This window comes from Bacillus sp. ME78 (assembly GCF_903970865.1).
In the GTDB taxonomy this organism is placed as follows: domain Bacteria; phylum Bacillota; class Bacilli; order Bacillales; family Bacillaceae_G; genus Bacillus_A; species Bacillus_A cereus.
In genome coordinates, this window is the sequence record NZ_CAJCKK010000019.1 from 83,228 (window position 1) to 106,306 (window position 23,079).

The following is a 23,079-nucleotide window of genomic DNA, read 5'->3' on the forward strand; positions in this document are numbered from 1 at the left end:
TTATAACAATAAGCGGGCTTTCACTTTTACTACTGAAAAAAGTATAGGAAGTGTCACCTTTGAATTGGAATCAATTATGGAAGAAAGATATGTCCCTTTTAATTATATTAATGGTCGTTGTTCCGATTGCTGGGGAGCTGAACTTTCATCCCTTTAATGATACGTTTCGAGTTAGCTTCGGTACACCGCTATTCTTCTTTTTATTATTATTTTTAAGAAGAGTACCAGCAGGAGTTGCAGGTATTCTTGTTGGTATATCTGTAGTCTTATTCCGAGTATGTCTTGACTGGATCATGCAAGGTTCATTTCATATGACAGAATCATTTTATTTGCGTTATCCTGTGTTCTTCTATTATTTTATTTATGGCAGTTTTTTTTCGCTTTGTAGGGTAAATAAGTTCCATCAGAAACCAATCATTATTGGATGCCTTGGAATTTCAATTGAAATTGTTGCAAGTATGTCAGAACTTGCGTTTTATCACATGTTAGTACTAGGTACAACAATAACGATTTCTGAAGTGAATAAACTTATTATTATTGCTATTTTTCGTAGTTTCTTTGCACTTGGTTTTTTAAATATGATGAATTTATATGAAACGAAATTAAAAGAATCGCAAGTTCGAAAAGAAAATGAAAATATGTTAATGCATCTTTCTAATTTATATGTGGAATCTGTTCATTTGAAAAAGACGTTACAAAATGCGGAGTTAATTACACAAGAAGCATATCAACTATATCGAAATTTACAAGTAAGCGCTGATTCAAGTAGTAAAACAGCATTGAAAATAGCGGGGGAAGTGCATGAAATAAAAAAGGATAATCAAAGGATATTTGCAGGGTTATCTAAACTGTTATTAGATAAAAATGTGGCTGAATATGTAGAAGGACATGAGTTAGCAGAAATGATTGTTAGAATAAACGAGAAGTATGCTGAAATGCTAGAAAAGGATATACGTTTTTCTAAACATATAGAAGGTGAGCATGCTGCATACCACGTGTATACAGTTCTATCAATTTTTAATAACCTCGCTGCAAATGCAGTTGAAGCAATTGAAGATAAAGGTGTCGTTATTATTAAGCTATATAAAAGAGATCAACATATATTTTTTGAAGTAATTGACGATGGACCTGGTATTGCACAAAAGTATAAGAAATTAGTATTTAAGCCAGGATTTACTTCCAAGTATGATCAAACGGGAACACCGTCAACTGGTATTGGGCTTTCTTACATAAATGAAATGGTAACAGAGCTAGGCGGAGAAGTGAGATTAGAAGGCCGAGAAAATAAAAGAGGATGTAAGTTTATCGTTTGTTTACCAGAGGGTAGTTTAAAGCGGGAAGGGGAATAGATTTGTTTTATTATATCGTAGACGATGATGAAGTTTTCCGTTCGATGCTTTCGCAAATTATTGAAGATGGAGATCTTGGAGAAGTAATTGGTGAGGCGGATGACGGAGCTTTTATTGAAGCGGATCAACTAAATTTTAAAAAAGTAGATATTTTATTTATTGATTTGTTGATGCCGATGAGGGACGGAATTGAAACAGTTCGTCACATTGCGTCAACTTTCACGGGGAAAATCATTATGATTTCTCAAGTGGAATCGAAGCAGCTTATAGGTGAGGCATATACACTTGGTGTAGAATATTATATTACAAAACCATTAAATAAAATCGAAGTTGTATCTGTTGTACGCAAAGTGATGGAGCGTATTAGATTGGAGCGTTCTATACATGATATTCAAAAATCATTGAATAACGTGTTTCAGTGGGAAAAACCGCAATTGCGTACTGAACCAGTGCAAGAAGGAAAAAAGATAGGGGATTTAGGACGCTTTTTACTATCAGAACTCGGTATTGCGGGAGAGAATGGAAGTAAAGATTTACTTAGTATGCTGGAATATTTATATGGTCAAGAAAAGGCACAGACATTTGAGTTTGGCTTTCCTGCGTTAAAAGAAATTTTTCATCATATTACGATAAGGAAATTAGGGGATCTAGCTTTAGGTGCGGATATTGATAAAGAGAAAAAAGCGTCTGAACAAAGAGTACGTCGAGCTATTTATCAGTCGTTAAATCATTTGGCTTCTTTAGGACTAACAGACTTTTCAAATCCAAAATTTGAAAGCTATGCTCCAAAATTTTTCGATTTCACCGTAGTTAGAAAACGGATGACAGAAATGACGAAAGATGAACTCGCATCTTCTGGTCATACGCGAATTAATACGAAGAAGTTTATTCAAGTGTTGTATTTTGAGGCGAAGAGGTTGATGGAGATAGAGTGAAGAAGATGCTTATAAATAAGCATCTTTTTTTGTTAAATCAACATTTTATATTTTCTCGTGGAGCATGTAAAATGTTAAGTAAGAGAAAATGGTTTTATATTAAGGAAGTGTCAAAGCGATGAGTTTCACATTGAATAAATCGATTATTAAAGAAGTGTGCGGAGAGACCTCATATAATAGAGGTGAAACCTATTATAAATCAAATAAAGTGATAATAGATCATTACGATGAAAATAAAGAAATTTGTGAGGCGACAGTAAAAGGGAACGAGGATTTCCATGTTACAGTAGCAAAAGCCAAAAAGGGTGATGTTGTTGCAAAATGTAGTTGTCCTTCATTAGCGTCTTTTCAAACGTACTGTCAACATGTTGCAGCAGTATTAATACAAATAAACTATAATCAACAAACAGGTGGAATGAGCTCCACTAGTAACAGAAATGATCAATTGACAAGTGGTATGTTTCAGCTGTTTGCAGACAAACCACTGAGGCCAAAAAGTAAACAACACCGTTTTGATACACGTGAAATATTAGATGTTGAGTTTATATGTACACCAGTAGCTACGAGAAGTGGTGGTGCTCTTCTTGGAATTCAATTGAAACTTGCCAAGGTGTATTTCATAAATCATATTAGAGAATTTCTTTCTAAGGTGGAGAAAAGAGAGTCTTTTCATTGTTCAAATGAATTTACATATACACCAGATGTACATAGTTTTAAACAAGAAACGGATGCAATTATTCAGCAGCTCATTAAAATGTATCATAACGAAAAAATGTATGAGGATGCGCTAGAAGTACATGCGAAACAAGATGAAAGTATGATATTTATACCACCAGCTTCATGGAAAGATATGCTCTCTTCACTTTCTAAAGTTGAATATGTACAGCTGAAACAAAATAAACAACTGTTTCAGGGATTACAAGTTTCAAAAGGTTTGTTGCCGTTACACTTTGAATTTACGAAGGGAAATAATGGCGGATTTACACTTCATATAGATGGTCTAAATCGTGTACAAGTTATGGATATGTATAACAATGCACTTTATGGTGGGAAATTATATCACTTACACATTGAAGATTGTATGCGACTTATTGAATTACAAAAGATGATGAGTCGCTCAAATAGTAATCAGTTTTATATTCCAGAAAGTAAGATGGAACATTTCGTCGAGAAAGTTGTACCAGGATTAATGAAGCTCGGAACTGTACACATTGATGAAGTAATATCGGATCGTGTTGAAACACCTTTGCTAAAAGCGAAATTGTATTTAGACCGCGTGAAAAATCGCTTATTAGCAGGTCTTGAATTTCACTATGGGAACGTCATGATTAATCCGCTAGAAGAGGATGGACAGCCGTCTGTTTTTAATCGTGATGAGAAAAAAGAAAAAGAGATTTTAGACATTATGAGTGAAAGTGCCTTTGCAAAAACAGAAGGCGGTTACTTTATGCATAATGAAGAAGCTGAGTATAACTTTTTATATCACGTCGTGCCAACATTAAAAGGTTTAGTTGATATTTATGCGACGACAGCAATCAAATTGCGAATTAGTAAAGGGAATGCAGTTCCTCTTATTAGAGTGAGAAGAAAAGAAAGAATTGATTGGTTGTCATTTCGTTTTGATATAAAAGGAATACCAGAAGCAGAAATTAAAGGTGTATTAGCGGCCCTTGAAGAGAAACGTAAATATTATCGATTGGCGAATGGTTCGTTTTTATCGCTAGAGAGTAAAGAGTATAATGAAATTAATCAGTTTATAAAAGAATCAGGTATTCGGAAAGAATTTTTACATGGAGAAGAGGTAAATGTTCCGCTTATTCGAAGTGTAAAATGGATGAACGGACTTCATGAAGGCAATGTTTTAAGTTTGGATGATTCTGTTCAAGAGTTAGTAGAAAACATTCAAAACCCGAAAAAATTAAAGTTTGCTGTGCCAAATACTTTAAATGCAGAAATGAGAAAGTATCAAGTATATGGGTTCGAATGGATGAAAACACTTGCTCATTACCGTTTTGGCGGTATTTTAGCAGATGATATGGGACTTGGAAAAACGTTGCAAAGCATTGCTTTTATAGATTCTGTTTTGACTGAGATTCGAGAAAAGAAACTGCCAATATTAGTCGTTTCACCATCATCTCTTGTTTATAATTGGTTTAGTGAATTGAAAAAATTCGCCCCGCATATTAGAGCAGTTATTGCAGATGGAAACCAAGCAGAGCGCCGGAAAATTTTGAAAGATATAACGGAATTTGATGTCGTAATCACGTCATATCCATTACTGAGAAGAGATATAAGATTATATGCAAGACCATTTCATACACTATTTCTTGATGAAGCACAGGCGTTTAAAAACCCTACAACGCAAACGGCAAGAGCTGTGAAAACAATTCAAGCTGAATACCGTTTCGGACTAACTGGTACACCTGTAGAAAATTCATTAGAAGAGCTATGGTCTATCTTCCATGTCGTCTTCCCGGAATTATTACCAGGAAGAAAAGAGTTCGGTGATTTAAGGCGTGAAGATATAGCGAAGCGAGTGAAACCATTCGTATTAAGACGATTAAAAGGGGACGTATTAAATGAGTTGCCAGAGAAAATAGAGCACTTACAATCATCGGAGTTATTACCCGATCAAAAGAGTCTCTATGCTGCTTATTTAGCGAAGTTAAGGGAAGAAACGTTAAAGCATTTAGACAAAGACACGTTACGTAAAAATAAAATTAGAATTTTAGCTGGTTTAACGAGATTGCGACAAATTTGTTGTCATCCCGCTTTATTTGTTGATGATTACAAAGGAAGTTCAGCTAAATTTGAACAACTGTTAGAGATTTTAGAGGAATGTAGAAGTACAGGGAAGAGAATATTAATTTTTTCTCAATTTACGAAGATGCTTTCCATTATTGGTCGTGAGTTAAATCGACAAGCAATTCCATACTTTTATTTAGACGGGAGTACACCAGCGCAGGATCGTGTAGAGCTGTGCTATCGGTTTAACGAAGGAGAAGGAGATCTATTTCTCATTTCTTTAAAAGCTGGTGGTACCGGACTTAATTTAACTGGTGCAGATACAGTAATATTATATGATTTATGGTGGAATCCAGCTGTTGAACAACAAGCGGCCGATAGGGCGTATCGAATGGGACAAAAAAATACAGTGCAAGTTATAAAGCTAGTAGCTCAGGGAACAATTGAGGAGAAAATGCATGAACTGCAAGAAAGTAAGAAAAATTTAATCGCTGAAGTGATTGAGCCGGGAGAAGAGAAATTGTCCTCAATCACAGAGGAAGAAATTCGAGATATTTTAATGATTTAATGTAAAAAAGCTATGCCTTCAAATTTATGAGGGCATAGCTTTTTTGTTGTAATAATTATATTTTGTTTTGTACAAAGTAAAGAAATCAAATGTTATTTAAATTACTTCTTTGTACCTTTACTTTTGTATGGTTTGGCAGCTGCCTTTTTCTTTGCACTTGATTGCCAACGGTTCCATCCTTTACTTCCTGTACCTTGTCCTACACCTTTTTTCGGTTTTGCTTTCGTTTTACTCATATGATCACTCCGTTATATAAAAATCTTATTTGATAATAGTCAATGATTTAGAAAATACTCTTTATAAATGACTATGATTGCTTTAAGTAAAAATAAACTGCTTGAATGCTATAGTATAACATGAATTTGCAAGTAAACTGAAAGGAATTATAAAGAAAATGAAAATAATAAGAAATACTGCAGATTCTATATTCCGAACGATCACATTAATTGTTGTGTATACGTTAGTTTCGGTCAGTGAAACATTTTTTGGATTGACGAGGCAGAAAAAGTAAAGATGTTAAATTAACAACAATCAATAAAGCCGTAAAATAAAGAATTGAAAAACATTTTAAAACTTTTTGTTGACTTTCTTTATTTTTTGTATAGAATAATCATTAATAAAATGTTTCAGAGATGTGACAACAAAACGACTATGAAAGGACGAGTAGTAGTAGGACGTAGTTTAAGCGAGTCAGGGGTGGTGTGAGCCTGATACGAAGCCTATTATGAAGAACCTCCTGGAGTTGCTAACCGAAATCCTTTATAGGAAAGTAGACTTAGCCGGGAACTTCGCCGTTACAAGAAGAACAGTATCGAGATATTTCATCTCCGTATTGTATAAGTGAGCAACCTCTGTTGCTAATTTGGGTGGTACCGCGGAACCAAAGCCTTTCGTCCCAGTTTTTTGGGAAAGAAGGGCTTTTTTTGTTGGCTTCTTTTCACAACATCCAAACATTTTAGGAGGAAACCACCATGTATCAATCATTAATGACAGTAAGAGAGACTCAAATCGCAATTAAGGAAGTTAAAACATTCTTCGAGGACCAATTAGCAAAACGCCTTGAACTATTCCGCGTATCTGCACCATTATTCGTAACGAAAAAATCAGGATTAAACGATCACCTAAACGGTGTAGAACGTCCAATTGAATTTGATATGTTACATTCAGGAGAAGAATTAGAAATTGTTCATTCACTAGCGAAATGGAAACGATTTGCATTACATGAATACGGATATGAAGCTGGTGAAGGTTTATATACAAACATGAACGCGATTCGTCGTGATGAAGAACTTGATGCAACGCATTCCATTTATGTTGACCAATGGGATTGGGAAAAAATCGTTCAAAAAGAATGGCGTACTGTTGAATACTTACAAAAAACAGTACAAACAATTTATGGAATATTCAAAGATTTAGAAGATCATTTATTTGAAAAATATCCGTTCCTTGGAAAGTATTTACCAGAAGAGATTGTTTTCATTACTTCCCAAGAACTAGAAGATAAATATCCAGAATTAACACCGAAAGATCGTGAACACGCAATTGCAAAAGAACACGGTGCAGTCTTCATTATCGGAATTGGTGATGCACTTCGTTCAGGTGAAAAGCATGACGGACGCGCAGCTGATTATGACGATTGGAAATTAAACGGTGACATTTTATTCTGGCACCCAGTACTACAATCTTCATTTGAGTTATCATCAATGGGAATTCGTGTTGATAGTAAATCGCTTGATGAGCAGTTAACGAAAACTGGTGAAGACTTCAAACGTGAGTATGATTTCCATAAAGGTATATTAGAAGACGTACTACCATTAACAATCGGCGGTGGCATTGGACAATCAAGAATGTGCATGTACTTCTTACGTAAAGCACATATCGGTGAAGTTCAATCTTCTGTATGGCCTGACGATTTACGTGCAGCTTGTAAAAAAGAAAACATTCATCTGTTTTAATAGAAGTGAGGGAATAGCTTAAATATAGAGCTATTCCCTCTTTTTTTAATTGTGTAAACGAATGGTTTACAGAGAGTTTTACTAATGGTTTCTTTCATTTATATCTCTTTTTATGTAATAATTTGTTAAAGGAGGGGACGTTATGAGCATAGGAGAGCAGCTAAAAAAACTACGAGAATCAAAGGGGTTTTCGCAAGAGGATGTTGCTAAAAAGATTGGTGTGACGAGGCAAGCAGTGTACAAATGGGAAAATGATAAAAGTTATCCTGATATTGATAATCTAATTTTACTAAGCGAAATGTACAATGTTACGCTTGATGAGTTAATAAAAGGGAAACAGAATATTAAAGAAAAAATACATATTGATGAAGAAGATGAGGATTTTGAGAAAGAGAATGATTTTGGTTTTTATATTGGGTTTGGATTGCTAATTATGAGTGCATTCATTGATTATGAAGGAATACAAGTATTTGTATTAGGAGTTGCACTATTCATGATGGTTTTTTATTCGAATGTGAAGAAAGTTATTTTGAATGAATATAGATCGTTTTTTCAAGAGAAAGAGCGAAAAGATATATGTGATAAAAAGTGAGAAGAGTTAGTTATATTTCCTAGGAAAGGGTATAACGAATATTTTCATTGTATTATAATGATTTTGGGATATCGGTAATATGAAAGCTATTTGGGTAGATCCTTGAAACCTATATGTAAAATGATAATAAAGTTATTTAATTTTAAAAGCTCAAACAAGCATAACCCCGTTCTAAAGCAAGGACGGGGTTCAAAATATAATAATAAAATCGCTTAAGAGTCTACGTTTTATTCAATGATAGTGCCTTTTTATAAAACGTCACTTGCTTATTTATTACCGAGTTCTTCCGCTAAACCGATTAAAATTCCTTCGACTCCACGAATGTAGCAGAGACGATACGAGTTCTCGTACTGAACTACTTCGCCAACGAGCTCTGCACCATGCTTAGTGAGTCTCGATACCATTTCGTCAATATCTTGAACGGTAAACATGACGCGTAGATAACCGAGGGCGTTTACAGGAGCTTTTCGGTGATCTGCTATAGTAGGAGGGGTGAGAAATCGCGAAAGTTCAATTCGGTTGTGGCCATCTGGAGTGACCATCATAGCGATCTCTACGCACTGAGAACCGAGTCCAGTTACGCGACCAGCCCATTCACCTTCGACATTGGCTCGACCTTCGAGATTCAAGCCAATCTCCTCAAAGAAAGAGATTGCGTTATCAAGAGATTCTACAACGATGCTGACATTGTCCATTCGTAGTAATTTGTTTTTTGCCATAGTCTTATCTCCTTATGTATAAAAGTTCATTATTTAATCATCCTCATAATTATACTACTAAGTAGTTACAAATTCCTTTCAGTCAAAAACACCTTGTCACAGTATAGGAAAAATTGACAAGGTGTTTTTTTATATGTCATATAGCATCTTGTTAACGAACAGCCTTTATTTAATAGGAAGGAAGTAGATTAATATGATTTATTTATAAGTGTTACTGAGCATATCAAATTAGCTCATTTGCACTAAAGGCTCAATTTTCGCCATAAATGATTGATGCAGTGCCTCAACACCTGTTACTAAATGAAGGCGGTCAATAACGACAGACACTTTAATTTCTGATGTACTTACCATTTTAATATGAATATCTTCTTCTTTTAAAGTAGTAAACATATTTGCAGCGACACCAGGGTTAGATACCATGCCAGATCCTACGATTGATACTTTTGCTAAGTGATTTTCATGTTCTACAGATTCGTAGTGAAGAGTTTCTTGATTTTGTTCCAAAACTTTTAAAGTTTCTCTTAAATCATTCGAGTGAATGGAGAAAGAGAGATGTACAGTTCCTTCATTTGTAATACTTTGAATGATGATATCTACATTAATGTGTGCTGCTGCTAATGTAGAGAAAACTGTTGAAAGCGAGCCTTGTTCTAGTCCTTTAATTGTGACACGTGTAATGTTATCCTCAAATGCAATACCTTTAACGATTGATTGTTGTTCCATGTTACATTCTCCTTTTACAATTGTTCCGTTTTCTTGTTCCATACTTGAGCGAACTTCTAAAACTACGTTATGATTTTTAGCAAACTCAACAGCGCGCGGGTGTAATACGCCAGCACCGAGATTAGCAAGCTCTAACATTTCGTCATAAGAAATTTCGTCTAATTTGTAAGCGTCTTTTACAACTCGTGGGTCCGTTGTATATACGCCTGTCACATCCGTATAAATATCACATTTTTTTGCTTTAAGTGCAGCGGCTAGTGCGACAGCAGTCGTATCAGAGCCACCACGGCCAAGCGTTGTAATTTCATTTTCTACACTTATACCTTGGAAACCAGCTACAATAACAATCGTGCCTTTAGTAAGATAAGACTGAATTCGATCTGTATTAATTTCAGTAATCCGTGCACTACTATGTACAGATTCTGTCGTAATACCAGCTTGCCATCCTGTTAATGAAATCGCGTTATACCCTTTTGCTTGTAGTGCCATCGTTAATAATGAAATAGTTACTTGCTCTCCTGTCGATAGAAGCATATCCATTTCGCGTTTACTTGGATTTTCTGTAATTGCGTTAGCGAGTGCGACAAGTTCATCCGTGCTTTTTCCCATTGCTGAAACGACAGAGACAACGCTATGACCTCGTTCATATTCTTCAATAATTAAATTTGCTACATGTTGAATGCGCTCGACGCTTCCGACAGAAGTGCCACCAAATTTTTGAACAATTGTTTCCATTACAAATTCCTTCTTTCGTCTATTTTTAAGAATAGATTAGGAAATATATAAATCCCAATACTCCTGTAGTTACCATAAAGACAAACAAAAAACACCATCTCAAATAAGTGAGGATGGTGCTGTTACAGGAAAAGGGAAACAGAAAACGGAGCTAATAAAAAAACCGCCAAAAAAGGAATATCATAAAAAATGATATCTCTTTTTTGTAGATAGCTCTTCATACGTACACGTCTGTACATATGACAGTTCTGTTTCTATTCGAAAACAGCCCCAATTGATAAATGCAGAGAAACTTATCAATTTCGGCAATACTTCCTTTCATCTAAGTTCATAGACATCTCTGTGTCTCCATTAGAATACTCATAAGTATCGCAACCTCTATCTCACGTTTTAGGCGAGAGTGTTTGATTTATGAAGTTGTTGGTAACATTTGTTTTATAATAATTTAAATTTTTCGGGGAATCAAGTGTTTTATATATATTTTAAAAATTCTTTCTTTTTTCTGAGGAAGTTTGTGAAAAATGTAGCAAAATAAATTCATTGCATGTACATTAAACTTATGGTGCATAGGAGGTGGGAGAATGAAAAGGAAACAGCCTATTTATGTTGCGACAAAAATGAACACGACGATGGGAAAATTATGGGAATATACGCAAGAACCAGATATACATACAGAGTGGGATGCTCGCTTTACTGAAATTTCGTATTTAGAGAAAAAAGAAGGAGAACCACAGAAGTTTTTGTATAAAACAAAGATTGGATTTGGGCTTGAAATAGCTGGAGAAGGGGAATCAATAGGTGAAATAAGAAAAGAAACTGGTGAAAGAATTTCTTCTTTAAAATTTTGGACGGATAATACATTATCTCTTATTCAAATAGGACGTGGTTATTGGAAGTATACGCCGAATAAAGAATACATCCATTTTGAGACACAATATGATTATGATACAAGATTTGGTCGTATAGGAAATGTGATAGATTCCTATATTTTTCGTCCGTTATTAGGTTGGGCGACTGCTTGGAGTTTTGATGCCTTAAAATTATGGTTAGAAAAGGGGCTTCATCCTAGGTTACTAATTAGAAGAACAATGACGTATTGGCTCGTATGTTTTTTGTTTGCTTTTGTATGGATATATCAAGGGATAGTGCCAAAACTACTGTTTACTCATTCAGAAGAAGTAAAGATGCTTTCTGTATTAATCGGTTCAAATGAAAATAGTGTATATATACTTAAAATAATTGGGGTGTTAGAAATAATTTTCGGTGTCGTATGGCTGTTGCCACTAACAAAACGAAAATTATTTATACTGCATATTATTGTATTACTAGTTTTAACATTAGCGGCAGGATTTACGAATATTGCAAGCTTTACAGGGCCGTTTAATCCGATTACATTAAATGTTCTTCTAATGGGGTTATCAATTGTCGGTTATATAAATAGTTTCGATTTACCAAGCGCGAAAAATTGCAAGAGGACGAGAAAGGGATAAGTGTATGGCTAATATGTATGAACGATTATTAGGGGATATCTATAAAAATCTTCATCCTGAATTGCAGAAGCGTTATGCGATTACAGAAGAAAATAGTTTTACAGGGGAAGGAAAGATGGATGAAATTTACGGTGGTTCTTTTTTCGTAAAATTCATATTAAAAATTGCATCGAAGTTTCGAATGTTTTTCTCAGAACGAGGAGAGGAAATTCCATTTACGATACAAAATACAGCTGAGCGAGATGAATATGGACAAGAATTAGTAAGGTGGAATCGTACTTTTTATTTTCATAATAAGAAAAGATATTTTAATGCAGTTATGCAATTGGATGAAAAAGAAAATGAAATTGTAGATTATTTTGGCGAACCACATTTACTCGTTTCTACACTGCATTTTCATATCGATGAGTTAGGTGCAATGCATATTTCTTCAAAGAAACAATGGTTTTATATGTTTGGAAGAAAAATTCCGTTACCAAAATTTTTGTATGGTGAGGCAAAAATTGTTGAAAGTTATGATGCAACACTACAGTGTTTTCGAATTCACGTACAAGTACGAAACCCGTTAATTGGCTCGCTTTTTTCATATAAGGGAACATTTGTGGAAAGGAAATAAACGATATGAAAAATATAATATTTGGGCTTGCTTGTTATGTTGTTTTTCTAATATATGAGTGGTCGAATATAAATCCTGTTGAAGCAATTATATTATTATCTGTTTTATTATTTATACCAATGTCACTTTGTATTATTGATAAAAGAAAAAGAGATGGATCGTATTTATTATTTTATAAATTCGTATCGTTTTTATATCCAATCGCAGCAATTTGTGCAATGCTAGCTTTCATCACAAATCACTATGTATTTGCGCTAATTTGGTTTGTATATACAGGAATTGTTGCGTTATTTGGTGTAAGTAGATTGCTAGAAAGAGGATGGAAGCCGTTAGAAGAGATCGCCATAGATAGTGCGTTTATTTATTTGTTTTTAGGTGGTTTTTGGTTTTTTGCTTCAGTAGCAAAACTTTCAATTATGCATTTTAGCTCTGACATTGTTTTACTCACAGCAGCGCATTTTCATTATTCGGCGTTTCTATTGCCATTATCAGCTGGTTTAATAGGGAGAAAAAGAGAAAAGAGAAGTAAAGTATATGATGCTATTATGTTTATAATCATGATTTCACCTATGACAGTTGCAATAGGAATTACATACTCGAGAATATTTGAATTTTTTGCAGTGCTCCTATATTTATGTGCGATTTATGGATATGGATTTTACGTTTGGAGAGCAAAATTTAATGCTATCAGTGCAAAGATTCTTTTAATCGTTTCGTCTAGTACACTCATGGTTACAATTATGTTCTCACTTATATACTCATACGGGAATTTGAAGCATGTAATGACGATTACAATTGCTCAAATGGTTTGGATTCACGGTGTTGTCAACGGAATTGGAGTAGCGTTACCGGCATTTGTCGGCTGGATGATCGAAAAGAGTGTTCCGAATTATAAATACTATGGGAAACCAATGAGTAAATTAAGAGGAAGTGTGGCAATTGGTGAGGCTTTTTTATATAGCGGCAATTTAGTAGGCAGTAAGGAATACAACGGTTTAGTTGATCAAATAACTGATTTTCATAGTGAGTCATTTGACGTGACGAAGGTACCTTTAAGTATTATTCGTTTTTATGAAAATACAACAGAGTATGAGTTGCAATCAAATATTAAATGGGCTCGTTGGTTCCGCCTATTTGCATTTTGTTATGAGAAAATGAGCAAGCATGTAGGACAAATACATTTAGGAATGGGCGACAAGTGGGAAACGATGCATGGCTCTATCATTGGTGTAATGGATGAGGAAGATGGAAGAGAGAATGTAAGGGCTTGGCTAAGGAAAAATGAAGCAGGTGAATCTATTTTTGTAGCTCTTTATTCAAAGCATACAGATAAGGATGAGACATATATGAATATCGCCTTGCCTTTACCTTATTCGAATATGACTGGTATTTTGAGGCTATGTAATGATAATCATGATTTAATCATTACTAGTAAGTTAAGAGAAAATGGCCAGGGAGATGAGGGGATTTATTTACATACTCGGTTCTTAACAATCCGTTTACCGTTAGCAGAGACTTTCATCATTACAGAGGGTAAGGATAAAATGTTAACAGCTCATCATAGCATGTGGCTATTTGGACTTGAATTTTTACATATTCATTATAAGATTGAAAAAATTGCACAGAAGTAAGAAAGGCTTGGATGGGTTTCCAAGCTTTTTTATGTATGGGTAATTGTCATAGAAATTTGTTTATTTAGCTCATTATCCCGAACACGTTGAATTTCAAAAGTGCCTGTTTCAAAAAATAATGGGAATCTTTCTTTAAACCAAGTTTGCATAGGTAGCTTTAGTGCTGTATCGATTGGTATCCATAATAATTCACCCTCAGGAGGATTCAAAAGAAGTTCACCTTCAAATGAGTCTGTCCAATAGTTAAATACCATATATCGAACATTACCTTTCGGATTGACATATTCATCTAATCCTTTAAAAGTTAAATTGGAAACAAGTAATCCAGTTTCTTCTTTTACTTCTCTTATAGCGGCTTGAACGATACTTTCGGGGAAATCTACTTTGCCGCCAGGAGCGATGTAGCCAGGGAAACCTCGATGGCTGGGGCGTTTTATGAGTAAAATTTCATTGTTACGTTGGATCATACACATTGTATAGATCTGATGTTCGATGTTATGTGAATTTGGAGGCATAATGATGTATTCTCCTTTATATTTTTTTGATAATTTTACCATAACATAATTGTTTCTTATATAATTAGAAATGGAATGTTATAAATTTTCAGTTATATATTATAAATTCTATAGTCATTCGAAAAGAGGGGAGAGACATGCAAGGAGAAATACAAAAGGAGAAAAGTTTGGGTTATGTTGGTAAATTATTATTACCGGTTAAAGTATCAACGCACTTTAAGTTTTTATGGATTGGACAATTACTCTCGGTCTTAGGTAGTTCGATAACTATGGTCATACTCCCAGTTGTTGTGTATTCATTAACTGGTTCAACAGTTGTAATGGGGATGACGATGGCAATGTACATGCTACCTAATATTCTTGCCTTACCGTTTGCGGGTTTAGTTGTAGACCGAATTGATCGGGTTAAATTAATGTTATTTACGGATATAATCCGCTGTATATTAATGCTATTACTTGCATCGCTTGTATTTATGGATTTATTAACAATTACAATTTTATATATTCTCGTTGCCTTATACGGACTTATGGAAGGGATATTCCAACCAGCATATGCTGCTGTAAGAGCGAAAGTATTTGTTCCTGAAATTCGTAATGCAGCTAACGCACTCACTCAAATGAGTAATCAAGGTATACGATTAATTGGACCAGCACTTGGTGGATTAATCGTATCGGTTGCGTCTGCAGGGATAGGCTTCGGACTAGATGCAGTAACGTACTTATTATCATTTTTATGTTTATTATTTTTAAAAGAAATTAAGTTTAAAAAAGTAAAGTCTATTGAAAAGAGTAACATTGATTACAAACAAGAGTTTATGGCAGGTGTTTTCGTTTTAAAAAGTCATCCTTGGCTATGGATTACAATTTTAGTCTTTTCTTTTATAAATATTTGTTATGCCGGCATTATCGTCGTATTAATTCCATGGTTATTTAATGTTCATCATAATTTTGAAGCTTACGTGTATGGACTTGGCATGGCCTTTTCTGGTGGTGGAGCTGTAATTGCTGCATTAATATTTGGTGGGAAAGAGCGGTGGCAGAAGAGAGGATTACTGGCTTATGGAGGTGTTTTAATTAGTGGGATTGCTTTATTAATTATGCCATTCATTTCTTGGGCACCTGCTTTAATATTCTTAATGGCAATTGAAGGATTCGGCATGATGATATTTGGACTCATTTGGGAAACGAGTTTACAGGAGCTTGTACCAGAAGAAGCGTTCGGAAGAGTGGCAAGCCTTGATATGTTGGGTTCTTTTGCTTTATTACCATTAGGGTACGTAGTTGTAGGCTGGTTAGCTACTGTCATAGGTGGCGAGATAACTATTATAACACTAGCTAGTTTAGTAATTTTAACAATTGGAATCGCATTGTCTGTACCGAGTATTCGTCGATTTGATTGATTATATGGGAAAAGAGGGCGATATGCATGACTATAGAAAACTTGAAAGATATAGTAACAAGGCAATTAGAGAGTAAATACATTTTGGAAGAAAAGGTCTTTGAAGCAAAAAATTTTACAGTCTATATCTCTACCCAAATAGAAAATAACTTAGCATATAATCAACTAGTATTAATAAAACATCTTTGTAATGAAAAACCTTCCATACATATTTGGCACAAAAAAATTAGTATGGAAGCAACAGAATTGGAAATCACAAAAGAAGTGATGGAAGCGATACAAGCAGGTTTCAAAAAAGAAGAATAAGCCCTAAAGAAATTAGGACTTATTCTTCATTAAATACAAATGTTTGTTTCATTTTTTTACCTTCATTTACCGGATGGCCGTTATAAGAGAAATTCTTTTCTTCCCAAGTGATCACAACTTTAAAATTATGACTATTAAAGTCTAATGGGAATACCATGTAGTCAAAGCTTGTATGACTTTTAGAAATATTTTCATTAGGTGTAGTAGGTTTAAAGGTAGCCTTAGAGGTAGGATTGTTATCAAGTATTTCCACGGATACGTTTGATACATCATGACCGATGTTTTTTACGAGTAAACTATACGTATCAAATACACCTTGTTTCGGCTGGATTGCTTGCTTGTTTGAGTTATGAGATTTATCAATTTCGACATACCATTGTTTAGACTTTGATGCAATCGGTAGTGACTGAAATGTGTAAGCACTAGCTTGCATTGGTAGTGCTAAACATATAAGCGTAAAGAGAGTTAATATTTTTCGTTTCATTTTTTGAGATCTCCCATTCTTTAATGAATTTACTTGTTATTATCTTCTTTTTACGAGTGAATATACCATATAATGTAAAGTGGTTATTGTGAGTAGTGAATTAATATCTTATTCACTACTCTTATAGCTGGCATAATTACGTATGTAGTAAGAAAGAATAAATTTATTTTTTCTATACTTAGATTGCCGCCCTTTTTAAAAGGGCTATTTTTACGTTTTAATAAAAAGAATATCCTAAGAGTTCCGTATAAATTATTTATTTTAATGTAGTTAAATGTGCTTATATATGTGAAATTAGAGAAGGAAGCTGTGTAGAGATGTTTCTACACAGCTTTTTAGGATATGAAAAAATTTCCAAAAATATGTTAAAATAACATTGTCATACAACAAGGGGGATTTGTTTTATGGAAAATGGACATCTTGCTAAAGTAGACTTAACGAAAAAAATTGAATCAAAATCTAAGTACAACAAGAAACTCGAAAAATATCAAAGGCGCTTATTAGCATTACAACAAATTTTGAAAGAAGAAAAAATCGCGGTTATGCTTGTTATGGAAGGATGGGATGCGGCTGGTAAAGGTGGGGCAATTAAGCGGGTGACGGAACATCTTGACCCACGTGGGTTCCAAGTAAATCCAATTGGAGCACCTGCACCTCATGAAAAACGTTACCATTATTTGCAACGTTTCTGGCGCAAAATTCCACAGTACGGGCAAATCACCATTTTTGATCGCTCATGGTACGGTCGTGTGTTAGTTGAGCGTGTTGAAGGATTTGCTACAAAGGAAGAGTGGATGAGAGCATATGATGAGATTAATGATTTTGAAAAACTACTAACAGATGACTATTACATAATAGGGAAGTTCTTCTACCATATAAGTAAAGAGGAACAGTTAAAGAGATTTAAAGATAGAGAGAAAAATCCTTTGAAAAGATGGAAAATTACAGACGAAGATTGGCGTAATCGTGAAAAATGGGATGAATATGTTGAAGCAATGGAAGACATGTTTGAAAAAACAAGTAAGCCAAATGCGAAGTGGCATATTATTGAAAGTAACGATAAATTGTATGCCCGTGTGAAAACGTTAAAAATCATTATTTCATTCATTGAGGATTATTTCTTAGAACATGGTATAGAATTGCCTTCTTATTATTATGAAATGAAAGAGGATATTGAAGTTTTGCAAGATGTAGGTGTTAAAGAGTAAAAAAGAAAATGGTCCTGTGAATTGGTGAAACCAAATTATGGGGCTTTTTTATTTAGAAACATTTTACAATTAACAGAATAAGGTATATAATCAATAATCATATTAACATTGTTAATATGATTATTGATTATATACTATGTGGGGGTTTTACTTTGAAGGGAAGAGATGTTGTTTTAGGTTTATTAATGGAAAAGGAATTGTCTGGTTACGATATTAAAATTGTGTTTGAAGACGTATTTACTCATTTTTTTGATGGAAGTTTTGGAATGATTTATCCAACGTTACGACAATTGGAGAATGAAGGGAAAATAAAAAAAGAGGTTGTCATGCAAGAGGGAAAACCGAATAAGAAAATGTACTTTATTACAGATGAGGGGCGTGAAGAATTTTATCAATACATGCAGACACCTGTAGAGAAGGATGTTTTACGTTCGGATTTTTTAATGAGAATGTATTTTGGTAACTATAGTGATGATGTAACAATAAAAAAATGGATTAAAGATGAAATTGAAAGAAAAGAAGCGTACATTGCAGATCTTCGATTGAAATATGAAAAGTGGAGAGTAGGTATTACTTTCGTCGAAGAAATTTCACTAGATGTAGGTATTGCATCGTATAGTGCACAAGTGGAGACTTTGAAGAAAAAATTAGAAGAGTTAGAGGCGAAAGAAAACAATAAAACAGAAGAATGAAAAACGCGTTCACAATAAATAAAGGGGTATATAAAGATGGAGCAATCAAAGGGTATTAAGATTGTCTTTTTAATGTGTCTAGGTATCTTTCTTTGTATGATTGATACGACAATTATGAATATAGCTTTACCGGCAATACAATCGAGTGTAAATACTTCGTTAGAAAAGATGTCTTGGGTATTAAATGTTTATACAATGACGATTGCAGTACTTGCCATTCCGTTAGGGCGGATAGCTGATATCTTTGGAAAAGCAAAGATGTATATTCTTGGTCTGGTGATTTTTGGTGGTGGATCGGTACTTTGCGCTTTTGCTAATACAGGTGATTTTCTTATTTTTTCTCGTTTTATACAAAGTATTGGGGCAGCGATTTTATTTCCAACAAGTATGGTAATTGGTGTATCAGCTATGCCATTAGCTAAAAGGCATGTTGCGCTTGCGATTTTAGGAGTAACACAAGGATTGTCAGCTGCTATGGGACCAGTAATAGGTGGAATTATTACGCAAAATTTAGGATGGAGATGGGTGTTCTTCGTTAATGTTCCGGTTTGTATAATAGGAATCGTGTTATGTTGCATCATGCTACAAATAAAAAATGAAGAACGTATTATCTCAAAAATAGATTGGATAGGACTACTATTAAGTAGCACAGCAATTTTTTCATTTACTCTCATATTAGTAAAAGGTAATACATGGGGATGGCAAAGTAATATTGCTTTGTCTTGTTATGCAATTAGCACTATTTCTCTTATTCTATTTGTTTTAGTAGAACGAAAGATTCATAATCCAATGGTGAATTTAAAGTTATTTCAAGATCGAATGTTTGTCGGAGCGTCTATCGTTGTTATATTAAGTAATTTATTTTTAATTGGAGTTACTGTATTGCTTCCAACTTTCTTGACGAAACTACAAGGTCGAACGGAAATTGAAGCGGCTTTTTTAGTGACACCTATTTCAGCAATGATATTTTTTGTCTCACCAGTTGCAGCAACTTTAATTAAAAAACTCGGAAAAGTAACTATTATTTTGTCAGGATTTCTTATTATGGGGCTTTCCTACTATTGGTTGCAAATGATTGATGTTCATTCAACAAATATAGAAATTATTATTCCATGTATGATATTAGGTGTTGGATATGGTTTAGTAGTGGGGCCAATTACAGTTTTAAGTGCGTCTTCGTTTGAAGGAGAATTGTTAACTGCTTCTCAAAGTGTTGTATCAATGTTACGACAAGTCGGAATTGTATTGGCAGTCGCAATATTTGTCTCTAACTTAACTCACAATTTAACTGTAAATAAAGAAAAAGTATATCGTTATGCAGAAGAAAAGGTGCGTACTATTCATGTGAATAGTACTGAGCAAACTGAAATTTTACAAATGACTAAAGAAAAAATAGAGAATCAAAGTTTAGAGTCGAATATAAATAAGAAACAAAATGCAATGACAATGGGATTAAGTAAAGAGAAAAAGGAAGAATTGATTCGCGACAAGACGGATGAAATATTAAGAAAAGTTCCAGTAGAATATAGAGATGTAAAAAGAGAAGAAGTTATGAGGCAAGTGACAAAAGAAGTTGAAAAACAAGAGGAAAGTATAAAGAAAGAAGTACTCACATTTTCAAATGATGTGAATCATTATGCCAAGAATCAGATGGCTATGAGTTTTACAGATTTATATAAAGCAAGTGTGCCAATTATTTTAATTTGTGCTTTCGTAAGTTTGTTGTTTTGGGAAGGGAAAGCTTTGAGTAAAAAGAGAAAGGGAAGGATAGTAGAAGAAGCGTAAAGGAAAACAGGCTGCTATTAGCCTGTTTTCCTTACGTTAGTATGAAAAATCTGGATTTAATTCTTTAAATTTATGACTATAATGCCTTTTATTATTAAAACCAACAAAATCAATTCCGACGCAAGATTCTAAATTTCCGTCTACAATTGTAGAATCCACGAAGCTTAAATGTTTTAATTTTTGTAGTTCTTTAATGAATTGTAGATTTCGTATGTTACCACAACTTGATAAGATGAGAGTTTCTAATTCCGTTAAATAGCGCAAATATTCGTGGTTTTTAAGCTTACTGCAATGGTCGAATTCGATGTGTTTTAAAGTTGAAGCATTGTTTTCAATTTCATCAATATGCTCTAAATTTCTTAAATAATTGAGTTCTAAATGCTTTAATTTAGGTAATGACCTACATCCTTTTAATGAATTAATGTTCCCTTGTGTAATGCTTAGTTTTTCAATTTTTTGTAAAGACATTAATTCTTCAAGGTTCTTTTGTTTCGGTTTGTATTTCCAAATGTATAGTTCTTTTAAGTTAGGACAAGATTCGAAGCCTTTAATGTTTTTATTACACTTTATGTGAAGTTCCTCTAAATTTGTAAAGCTTTCTAGCTCTGTTAAGTTTAGTGGAACTTGTGGTTCTTCTAGTGATAAAGATTTTAAGTTTTTTAATTTATATAGGGATGAATAATCAGTAATATATATACTACTAATGTGTAAGCTTTCAATTTGCGGGCAGTGTTCAAGAAAATTAATATGGTGCAAACTATACCTAAGATCATTAATGTAAACATCAGTAAAGTTGTTTGTATTAATGAAGTCTACGTATTCATCCAGTCTGTTTTCATGGATTTGTACTGTGCCATCCATAACTAAAAAGTTTTGTGGTTTCTTTTTGATAGATATTTGTAAAGGATTCATGTATTGAAATATTTCTGTCTTGTTTTCTAAAATAGTTTCAACACTTCTTTTGACAGTTGGAACATTGTCTCTTTGTTTGTAAGCTATTAAGGTTGACTTTATTTCTGACGGATCTGCTAATAAAATTTTTGGATCCATTTCATGTAGTACATCTTCATTTGCAGGTATACAGCTAACCATTGCATCAAGTGCTATTAAACTTAAAGGGTGTCCTTTTGTTAGCCAAGACTTAATTCGTCTCCAAGTTAGTTGTGATACTGCAGCTAATCGCGCCCAATCGTTATGAAATGATACTGTATGTTCCTCTATCCAATCTAATGTTTCTGATGATTGAAAAGAATGCAGACAAATGAAGGAAGTGGTCGGAAGCTCACTTTTTAATACTGTTTTTAGCCTTTCTATTACTAAAGGAAAGGCTTCTTCAAATGGTAAACAATAAGCTGCAGCGTGAGAAAGAGGTGCAAGTAAATCTTCATCAAATGCCTTCCACAGTTTTTTTATCCAATCTGAGGCGAATTCTCCTAGTATACATATAACAATCTCAAGTAATCTAGTTTTAATTACACCATTCATTGTGTTTGAAAAGCGGTTTATAACAGCATCTAGTACTTCGTTTTGATCGTACCTATTAAGAGCTTCAATTTCTGCTTCTTGAAGAAACCATCTAGTCATGGTGTAATCAAGTAATTCCTCTAAACTAGAGCGAACTTCTTCTAAAGTGGGCACGGGTGTAAGTTTGTGCTCATTCATCTCTAATTTTGGTTGCTTCGCTTTACCATCTTCTTCATAAAAACTATCATGCAAATAATATTTATAAGGTGAGTGAATCATTACAAGGTGGTACCATTCTTTAGGATGTAAAGATAACGAAATAAGACGCTCATGACATTGGTTACATAATTTATAAGGTTGATTTGCTTGATCGGATTCTTCTATTTTATATACTGGATCATGTTTGCAAGCTTCACATAATTCTACTGTTTTTTTCATTGTTTTCTCCTTGCATATTGTGAATAGTAGTATTTTTAATATAGCATGGGATAAGTCGAGTATGATTAGAAAGTTTTTTAGAATGAAAGGAAGGAATGGAAAATGCCATTGAATATGTAACGTTATACATAGTACATTAACAAGAGGGATTAATTTTAAAAGGAGGATGGGGAATTGCTAGATAAGGCAGGGGCTTTAATAGATAATCATGTGTACACAGAAGAAGAGCAACAAAAACTATACAAACGAACGTTAATAATCGTCAGCATTTCACAAATGTTTGGCGGTGCAGGACTAGCTGCTGGTATTACGGTGGGAGCACTTCTTGCGCAGCAAATGCTTGGAACAGATGCGTTTGCAGGATTACCAACTGCTATGTTTACATTAGGATCGGCATTAGCAGCTTTCATAGTAGGGAAGCTTTCGCAACGATATGGACGCCGGATAGGTCTTGCAACAGGGTTTATAGTAGGTGGATTTGGAGCAATTGGTGTTGTAATGGCAGCTTTAACAAATAGCATTATTCTTTTACTTATTTCTTTACTCATATATGGTGCCGGTACAGCTACGAATCTACAAGCTCGTTATGCAGGTACAGATTTAGCAGATAAGAAGCAGAGAGCAACGGCTGTTAGTATTACGATGGTAATGACGACTTTTGGTGCAGTTGCAGGACCAAATTTAGTAGGAGTAATGGGTAGTTTTGCTCATTCAATTGGAGTTCCTAAAC

20 protein-coding genes, 1 riboswitch and 1 other annotated feature are annotated in these 23,079 nt (G+C 34.1%); of the genes, 14 read left to right on the forward strand and 6 right to left on the reverse strand.

Annotated features, from left to right (window positions below; all coding sequences use genetic code 11):
* Positions 1–50 precede the first annotated feature (50 nt).
* The 3 genes from H6481_RS19455 (at position 51) to H6481_RS19465 (ending at position 5,597) form a co-directional block, all read left to right on the forward strand.
* Positions 51–1,349, forward strand: a complete 1,299-nt coding sequence (locus H6481_RS19455; protein WP_002195356.1) for a sensor histidine kinase — start codon at positions 51–53, stop codon at positions 1,347–1,349.
* 2 nt (positions 1,350–1,351) lie between these two features.
* Positions 1,352–2,284 (forward strand): response regulator, encoded by a 933-nt coding sequence (locus H6481_RS19460; protein ID WP_006918521.1) that lies wholly within the window; start codon positions 1,352–1,354, stop codon positions 2,282–2,284.
* A 118-nt stretch (positions 2,285–2,402) separates the two neighbouring features.
* A complete protein-coding gene (locus H6481_RS19465) occupies positions 2,403–5,597 on the forward strand; it encodes a DEAD/DEAH box helicase (RefSeq protein WP_182812866.1) in 3,195 nt (1,064 codons plus the stop codon).
* Positions 5,598–5,698: 101 nt separating this feature from the next.
* On the opposite strand, the gene H6481_RS19470 is transcribed toward H6481_RS19465, so the two are convergent.
* The gene (locus tag H6481_RS19470) at positions 5,699–5,833 is read right to left on the reverse strand and encodes a DUF3934 domain-containing protein (RefSeq protein WP_000047588.1); all 135 of its coding nucleotides are present in this window, start codon (positions 5,831–5,833) and stop codon (positions 5,699–5,701) included.
* A gap of 406 nt (positions 5,834–6,239) precedes the next feature.
* Positions 6,240–6,498: a binding site (T-box leader), on the forward strand.
* Positions 6,499–6,568: 70 nt separating this feature from the next.
* On the opposite strand from H6481_RS19470, the gene asnA reads away from it, so the two are divergent.
* Both asnA and H6481_RS19480 read left to right on the forward strand, forming a co-directional pair.
* Complete coding sequence (gene asnA, locus H6481_RS19475; RefSeq protein ID WP_098127355.1) at positions 6,569–7,552, forward strand: aspartate--ammonia ligase; 984 nt, start codon at positions 6,569–6,571, stop codon at positions 7,550–7,552.
* 142 nt (positions 7,553–7,694) lie between these two features.
* Positions 7,695–8,144 (forward strand): helix-turn-helix transcriptional regulator, encoded by a 450-nt coding sequence (locus tag H6481_RS19480; protein WP_023521645.1) that lies wholly within the window; start codon positions 7,695–7,697, stop codon positions 8,142–8,144.
* Between the two features lie 266 nt (positions 8,145–8,410).
* On the opposite strand, the gene H6481_RS19485 is transcribed toward H6481_RS19480, so the two are convergent.
* Together H6481_RS19485 and H6481_RS19490 are read right to left on the reverse strand one after the other, a co-directional pair.
* Positions 8,411–8,863 carry a VOC family protein gene (locus H6481_RS19485; protein ID WP_001107258.1) on the reverse strand — a complete coding sequence of 151 codons (453 nt, stop codon included), beginning with the start codon at positions 8,861–8,863 and terminating at the stop codon, positions 8,411–8,413.
* Between the two features lie 228 nt (positions 8,864–9,091).
* The gene (locus tag H6481_RS19490; RefSeq protein WP_182812868.1) at positions 9,092–10,321 is read right to left on the reverse strand and encodes an aspartate kinase; all 1,230 of its coding nucleotides are present in this window, start codon (positions 10,319–10,321) and stop codon (positions 9,092–9,094) included.
* Between the two features lie 202 nt (positions 10,322–10,523).
* Positions 10,524–10,710, reverse strand: a riboswitch (Lysine riboswitch).
* A gap of 192 nt (positions 10,711–10,902) precedes the next feature.
* Between H6481_RS19490 and H6481_RS19495 the strand changes: the two genes are divergently transcribed.
* The 3 genes from H6481_RS19495 to H6481_RS19505 are packed head-to-tail and all read left to right on the forward strand — an operon-like array spanning position 10,903 to position 14,058.
* Positions 10,903–11,811, forward strand: a complete 909-nt coding sequence (locus H6481_RS19495) for a DoxX-like family protein (RefSeq protein WP_182812870.1) — start codon at positions 10,903–10,905, stop codon at positions 11,809–11,811.
* 4 nt (positions 11,812–11,815) lie between these two features.
* The gene (locus H6481_RS19500; protein ID WP_078400940.1) at positions 11,816–12,427 is read left to right on the forward strand and encodes a DUF4166 domain-containing protein; all 612 of its coding nucleotides are present in this window, start codon (positions 11,816–11,818) and stop codon (positions 12,425–12,427) included.
* 5 nt (positions 12,428–12,432) lie between these two features.
* Positions 12,433–14,058 carry a YndJ family protein gene (locus H6481_RS19505; RefSeq protein WP_182812872.1) on the forward strand — a complete coding sequence of 542 codons (1,626 nt, stop codon included), beginning with the start codon at positions 12,433–12,435 and terminating at the stop codon, positions 14,056–14,058.
* A gap of 29 nt (positions 14,059–14,087) precedes the next feature.
* On the opposite strand, the gene H6481_RS19510 is transcribed toward H6481_RS19505, so the two are convergent.
* A complete protein-coding gene (locus tag H6481_RS19510) occupies positions 14,088–14,573 on the reverse strand; it encodes an 8-oxo-dGTP diphosphatase (protein ID WP_182812874.1) in 486 nt (161 codons plus the stop codon).
* A 137-nt stretch (positions 14,574–14,710) separates the two neighbouring features.
* On the opposite strand from H6481_RS19510, the gene H6481_RS19515 reads away from it, so the two are divergent.
* Together H6481_RS19515 and H6481_RS19520 are read left to right on the forward strand one after the other, a co-directional pair.
* Entirely contained in the window at positions 14,711–15,973 is a 1,263-nt protein-coding gene (locus tag H6481_RS19515; protein WP_182812876.1) for an MFS transporter, read from the forward strand.
* Positions 15,974–15,999: 26 nt separating this feature from the next.
* Entirely contained in the window at positions 16,000–16,278 is a 279-nt protein-coding gene (locus tag H6481_RS19520) for a hypothetical protein (RefSeq protein WP_069355389.1), read from the forward strand.
* 19 nt (positions 16,279–16,297) lie between these two features.
* Here the strand turns inward: H6481_RS19520 and H6481_RS19525 are convergent, their stop codons facing one another.
* Positions 16,298–16,762 (reverse strand): hypothetical protein, encoded by a 465-nt coding sequence (locus H6481_RS19525; protein ID WP_000823337.1) that lies wholly within the window; start codon positions 16,760–16,762, stop codon positions 16,298–16,300.
* A 404-nt stretch (positions 16,763–17,166) separates the two neighbouring features.
* Here H6481_RS19525 and H6481_RS19530 point away from each other — a divergent pair, with 404 nt between their 5' ends.
* From H6481_RS19530 to H6481_RS19540, 3 genes are all read left to right on the forward strand, one after another.
* Entirely contained in the window at positions 17,167–17,970 is an 804-nt protein-coding gene (locus H6481_RS19530; RefSeq protein WP_182812877.1) for a UDP-galactose-lipid carrier transferase, read from the forward strand.
* Positions 17,971–18,122: 152 nt separating this feature from the next.
* Positions 18,123–18,662, forward strand: coding sequence for a PadR family transcriptional regulator (locus tag H6481_RS19535; RefSeq protein WP_000678333.1), 540 nt, complete (start codon positions 18,123–18,125; stop codon positions 18,660–18,662).
* 36 nt (positions 18,663–18,698) lie between these two features.
* Positions 18,699–20,447: an MDR family MFS transporter gene (locus H6481_RS19540; RefSeq protein WP_182812879.1), complete on the forward strand. Its 1,749-nt coding sequence runs from the start codon at positions 18,699–18,701 to the stop codon at positions 20,445–20,447.
* A 36-nt stretch (positions 20,448–20,483) separates the two neighbouring features.
* Here the strand turns inward: H6481_RS19540 and H6481_RS19545 are convergent, their stop codons facing one another.
* A complete protein-coding gene (locus tag H6481_RS19545) occupies positions 20,484–22,349 on the reverse strand; it encodes a hypothetical protein (RefSeq protein ID WP_182812881.1) in 1,866 nt (621 codons plus the stop codon).
* A gap of 174 nt (positions 22,350–22,523) precedes the next feature.
* On the opposite strand from H6481_RS19545, the gene H6481_RS19550 reads away from it, so the two are divergent.
* Positions 22,524–23,079 (forward strand): MFS transporter (locus tag H6481_RS19550; protein ID WP_182812883.1); only part of this gene is annotated, 556 nt, incomplete at its 3' end.

Excerpts from the sequence above, each read along its gene's own strand:
- H6481_RS19505 (WP_182812872.1), top strand. The coding sequence starts at position 12,433 with ATGAAAAATATAATATTTGGGCTTGCTTGTTATGTTGTTTTTCTAATA.
- H6481_RS19470 (WP_000047588.1), bottom strand. The coding sequence starts at position 5,833 with ATGAGTAAAACGAAAGCAAAACCGAAAAAAGGTGTAGGACAAGGTACA.
- H6481_RS19515 (WP_182812876.1), top strand. The coding sequence starts at position 14,711 with ATGCAAGGAGAAATACAAAAGGAGAAAAGTTTGGGTTATGTTGGTAAA.
- H6481_RS19520 (WP_069355389.1), top strand. The coding sequence starts at position 16,000 with ATGACTATAGAAAACTTGAAAGATATAGTAACAAGGCAATTAGAGAGT.
- H6481_RS19525 (WP_000823337.1), bottom strand. The coding sequence starts at position 16,762 with ATGAAACGAAAAATATTAACTCTCTTTACGCTTATATGTTTAGCACTA.
- H6481_RS19540 (WP_182812879.1), top strand. The coding sequence starts at position 18,699 with ATGGAGCAATCAAAGGGTATTAAGATTGTCTTTTTAATGTGTCTAGGT.
- H6481_RS19480 (WP_023521645.1), top strand. The coding sequence starts at position 7,695 with ATGAGCATAGGAGAGCAGCTAAAAAAACTACGAGAATCAAAGGGGTTT.
- asnA (WP_098127355.1), top strand. The coding sequence starts at position 6,569 with ATGTATCAATCATTAATGACAGTAAGAGAGACTCAAATCGCAATTAAG.
- H6481_RS19490 (WP_182812868.1), bottom strand. The coding sequence starts at position 10,321 with ATGGAAACAATTGTTCAAAAATTTGGTGGCACTTCTGTCGGAAGCGTC.
- H6481_RS19500 (WP_078400940.1), top strand. The coding sequence starts at position 11,816 with ATGGCTAATATGTATGAACGATTATTAGGGGATATCTATAAAAATCTT.
- H6481_RS19510 (WP_182812874.1), bottom strand. The coding sequence starts at position 14,573 with ATGCCTCCAAATTCACATAACATCGAACATCAGATCTATACAATGTGT.
- H6481_RS19485 (WP_001107258.1), bottom strand. The coding sequence starts at position 8,863 with ATGGCAAAAAACAAATTACTACGAATGGACAATGTCAGCATCGTTGTA.
- H6481_RS19465 (WP_182812866.1), top strand. The coding sequence starts at position 2,403 with ATGAGTTTCACATTGAATAAATCGATTATTAAAGAAGTGTGCGGAGAG.
- H6481_RS19545 (WP_182812881.1), bottom strand. The coding sequence starts at position 22,349 with ATGAAAAAAACAGTAGAATTATGTGAAGCTTGCAAACATGATCCAGTA.
- H6481_RS19495 (WP_182812870.1), top strand. The coding sequence starts at position 10,903 with ATGAAAAGGAAACAGCCTATTTATGTTGCGACAAAAATGAACACGACG.
- H6481_RS19530 (WP_182812877.1), top strand. The coding sequence starts at position 17,167 with ATGGAAAATGGACATCTTGCTAAAGTAGACTTAACGAAAAAAATTGAA.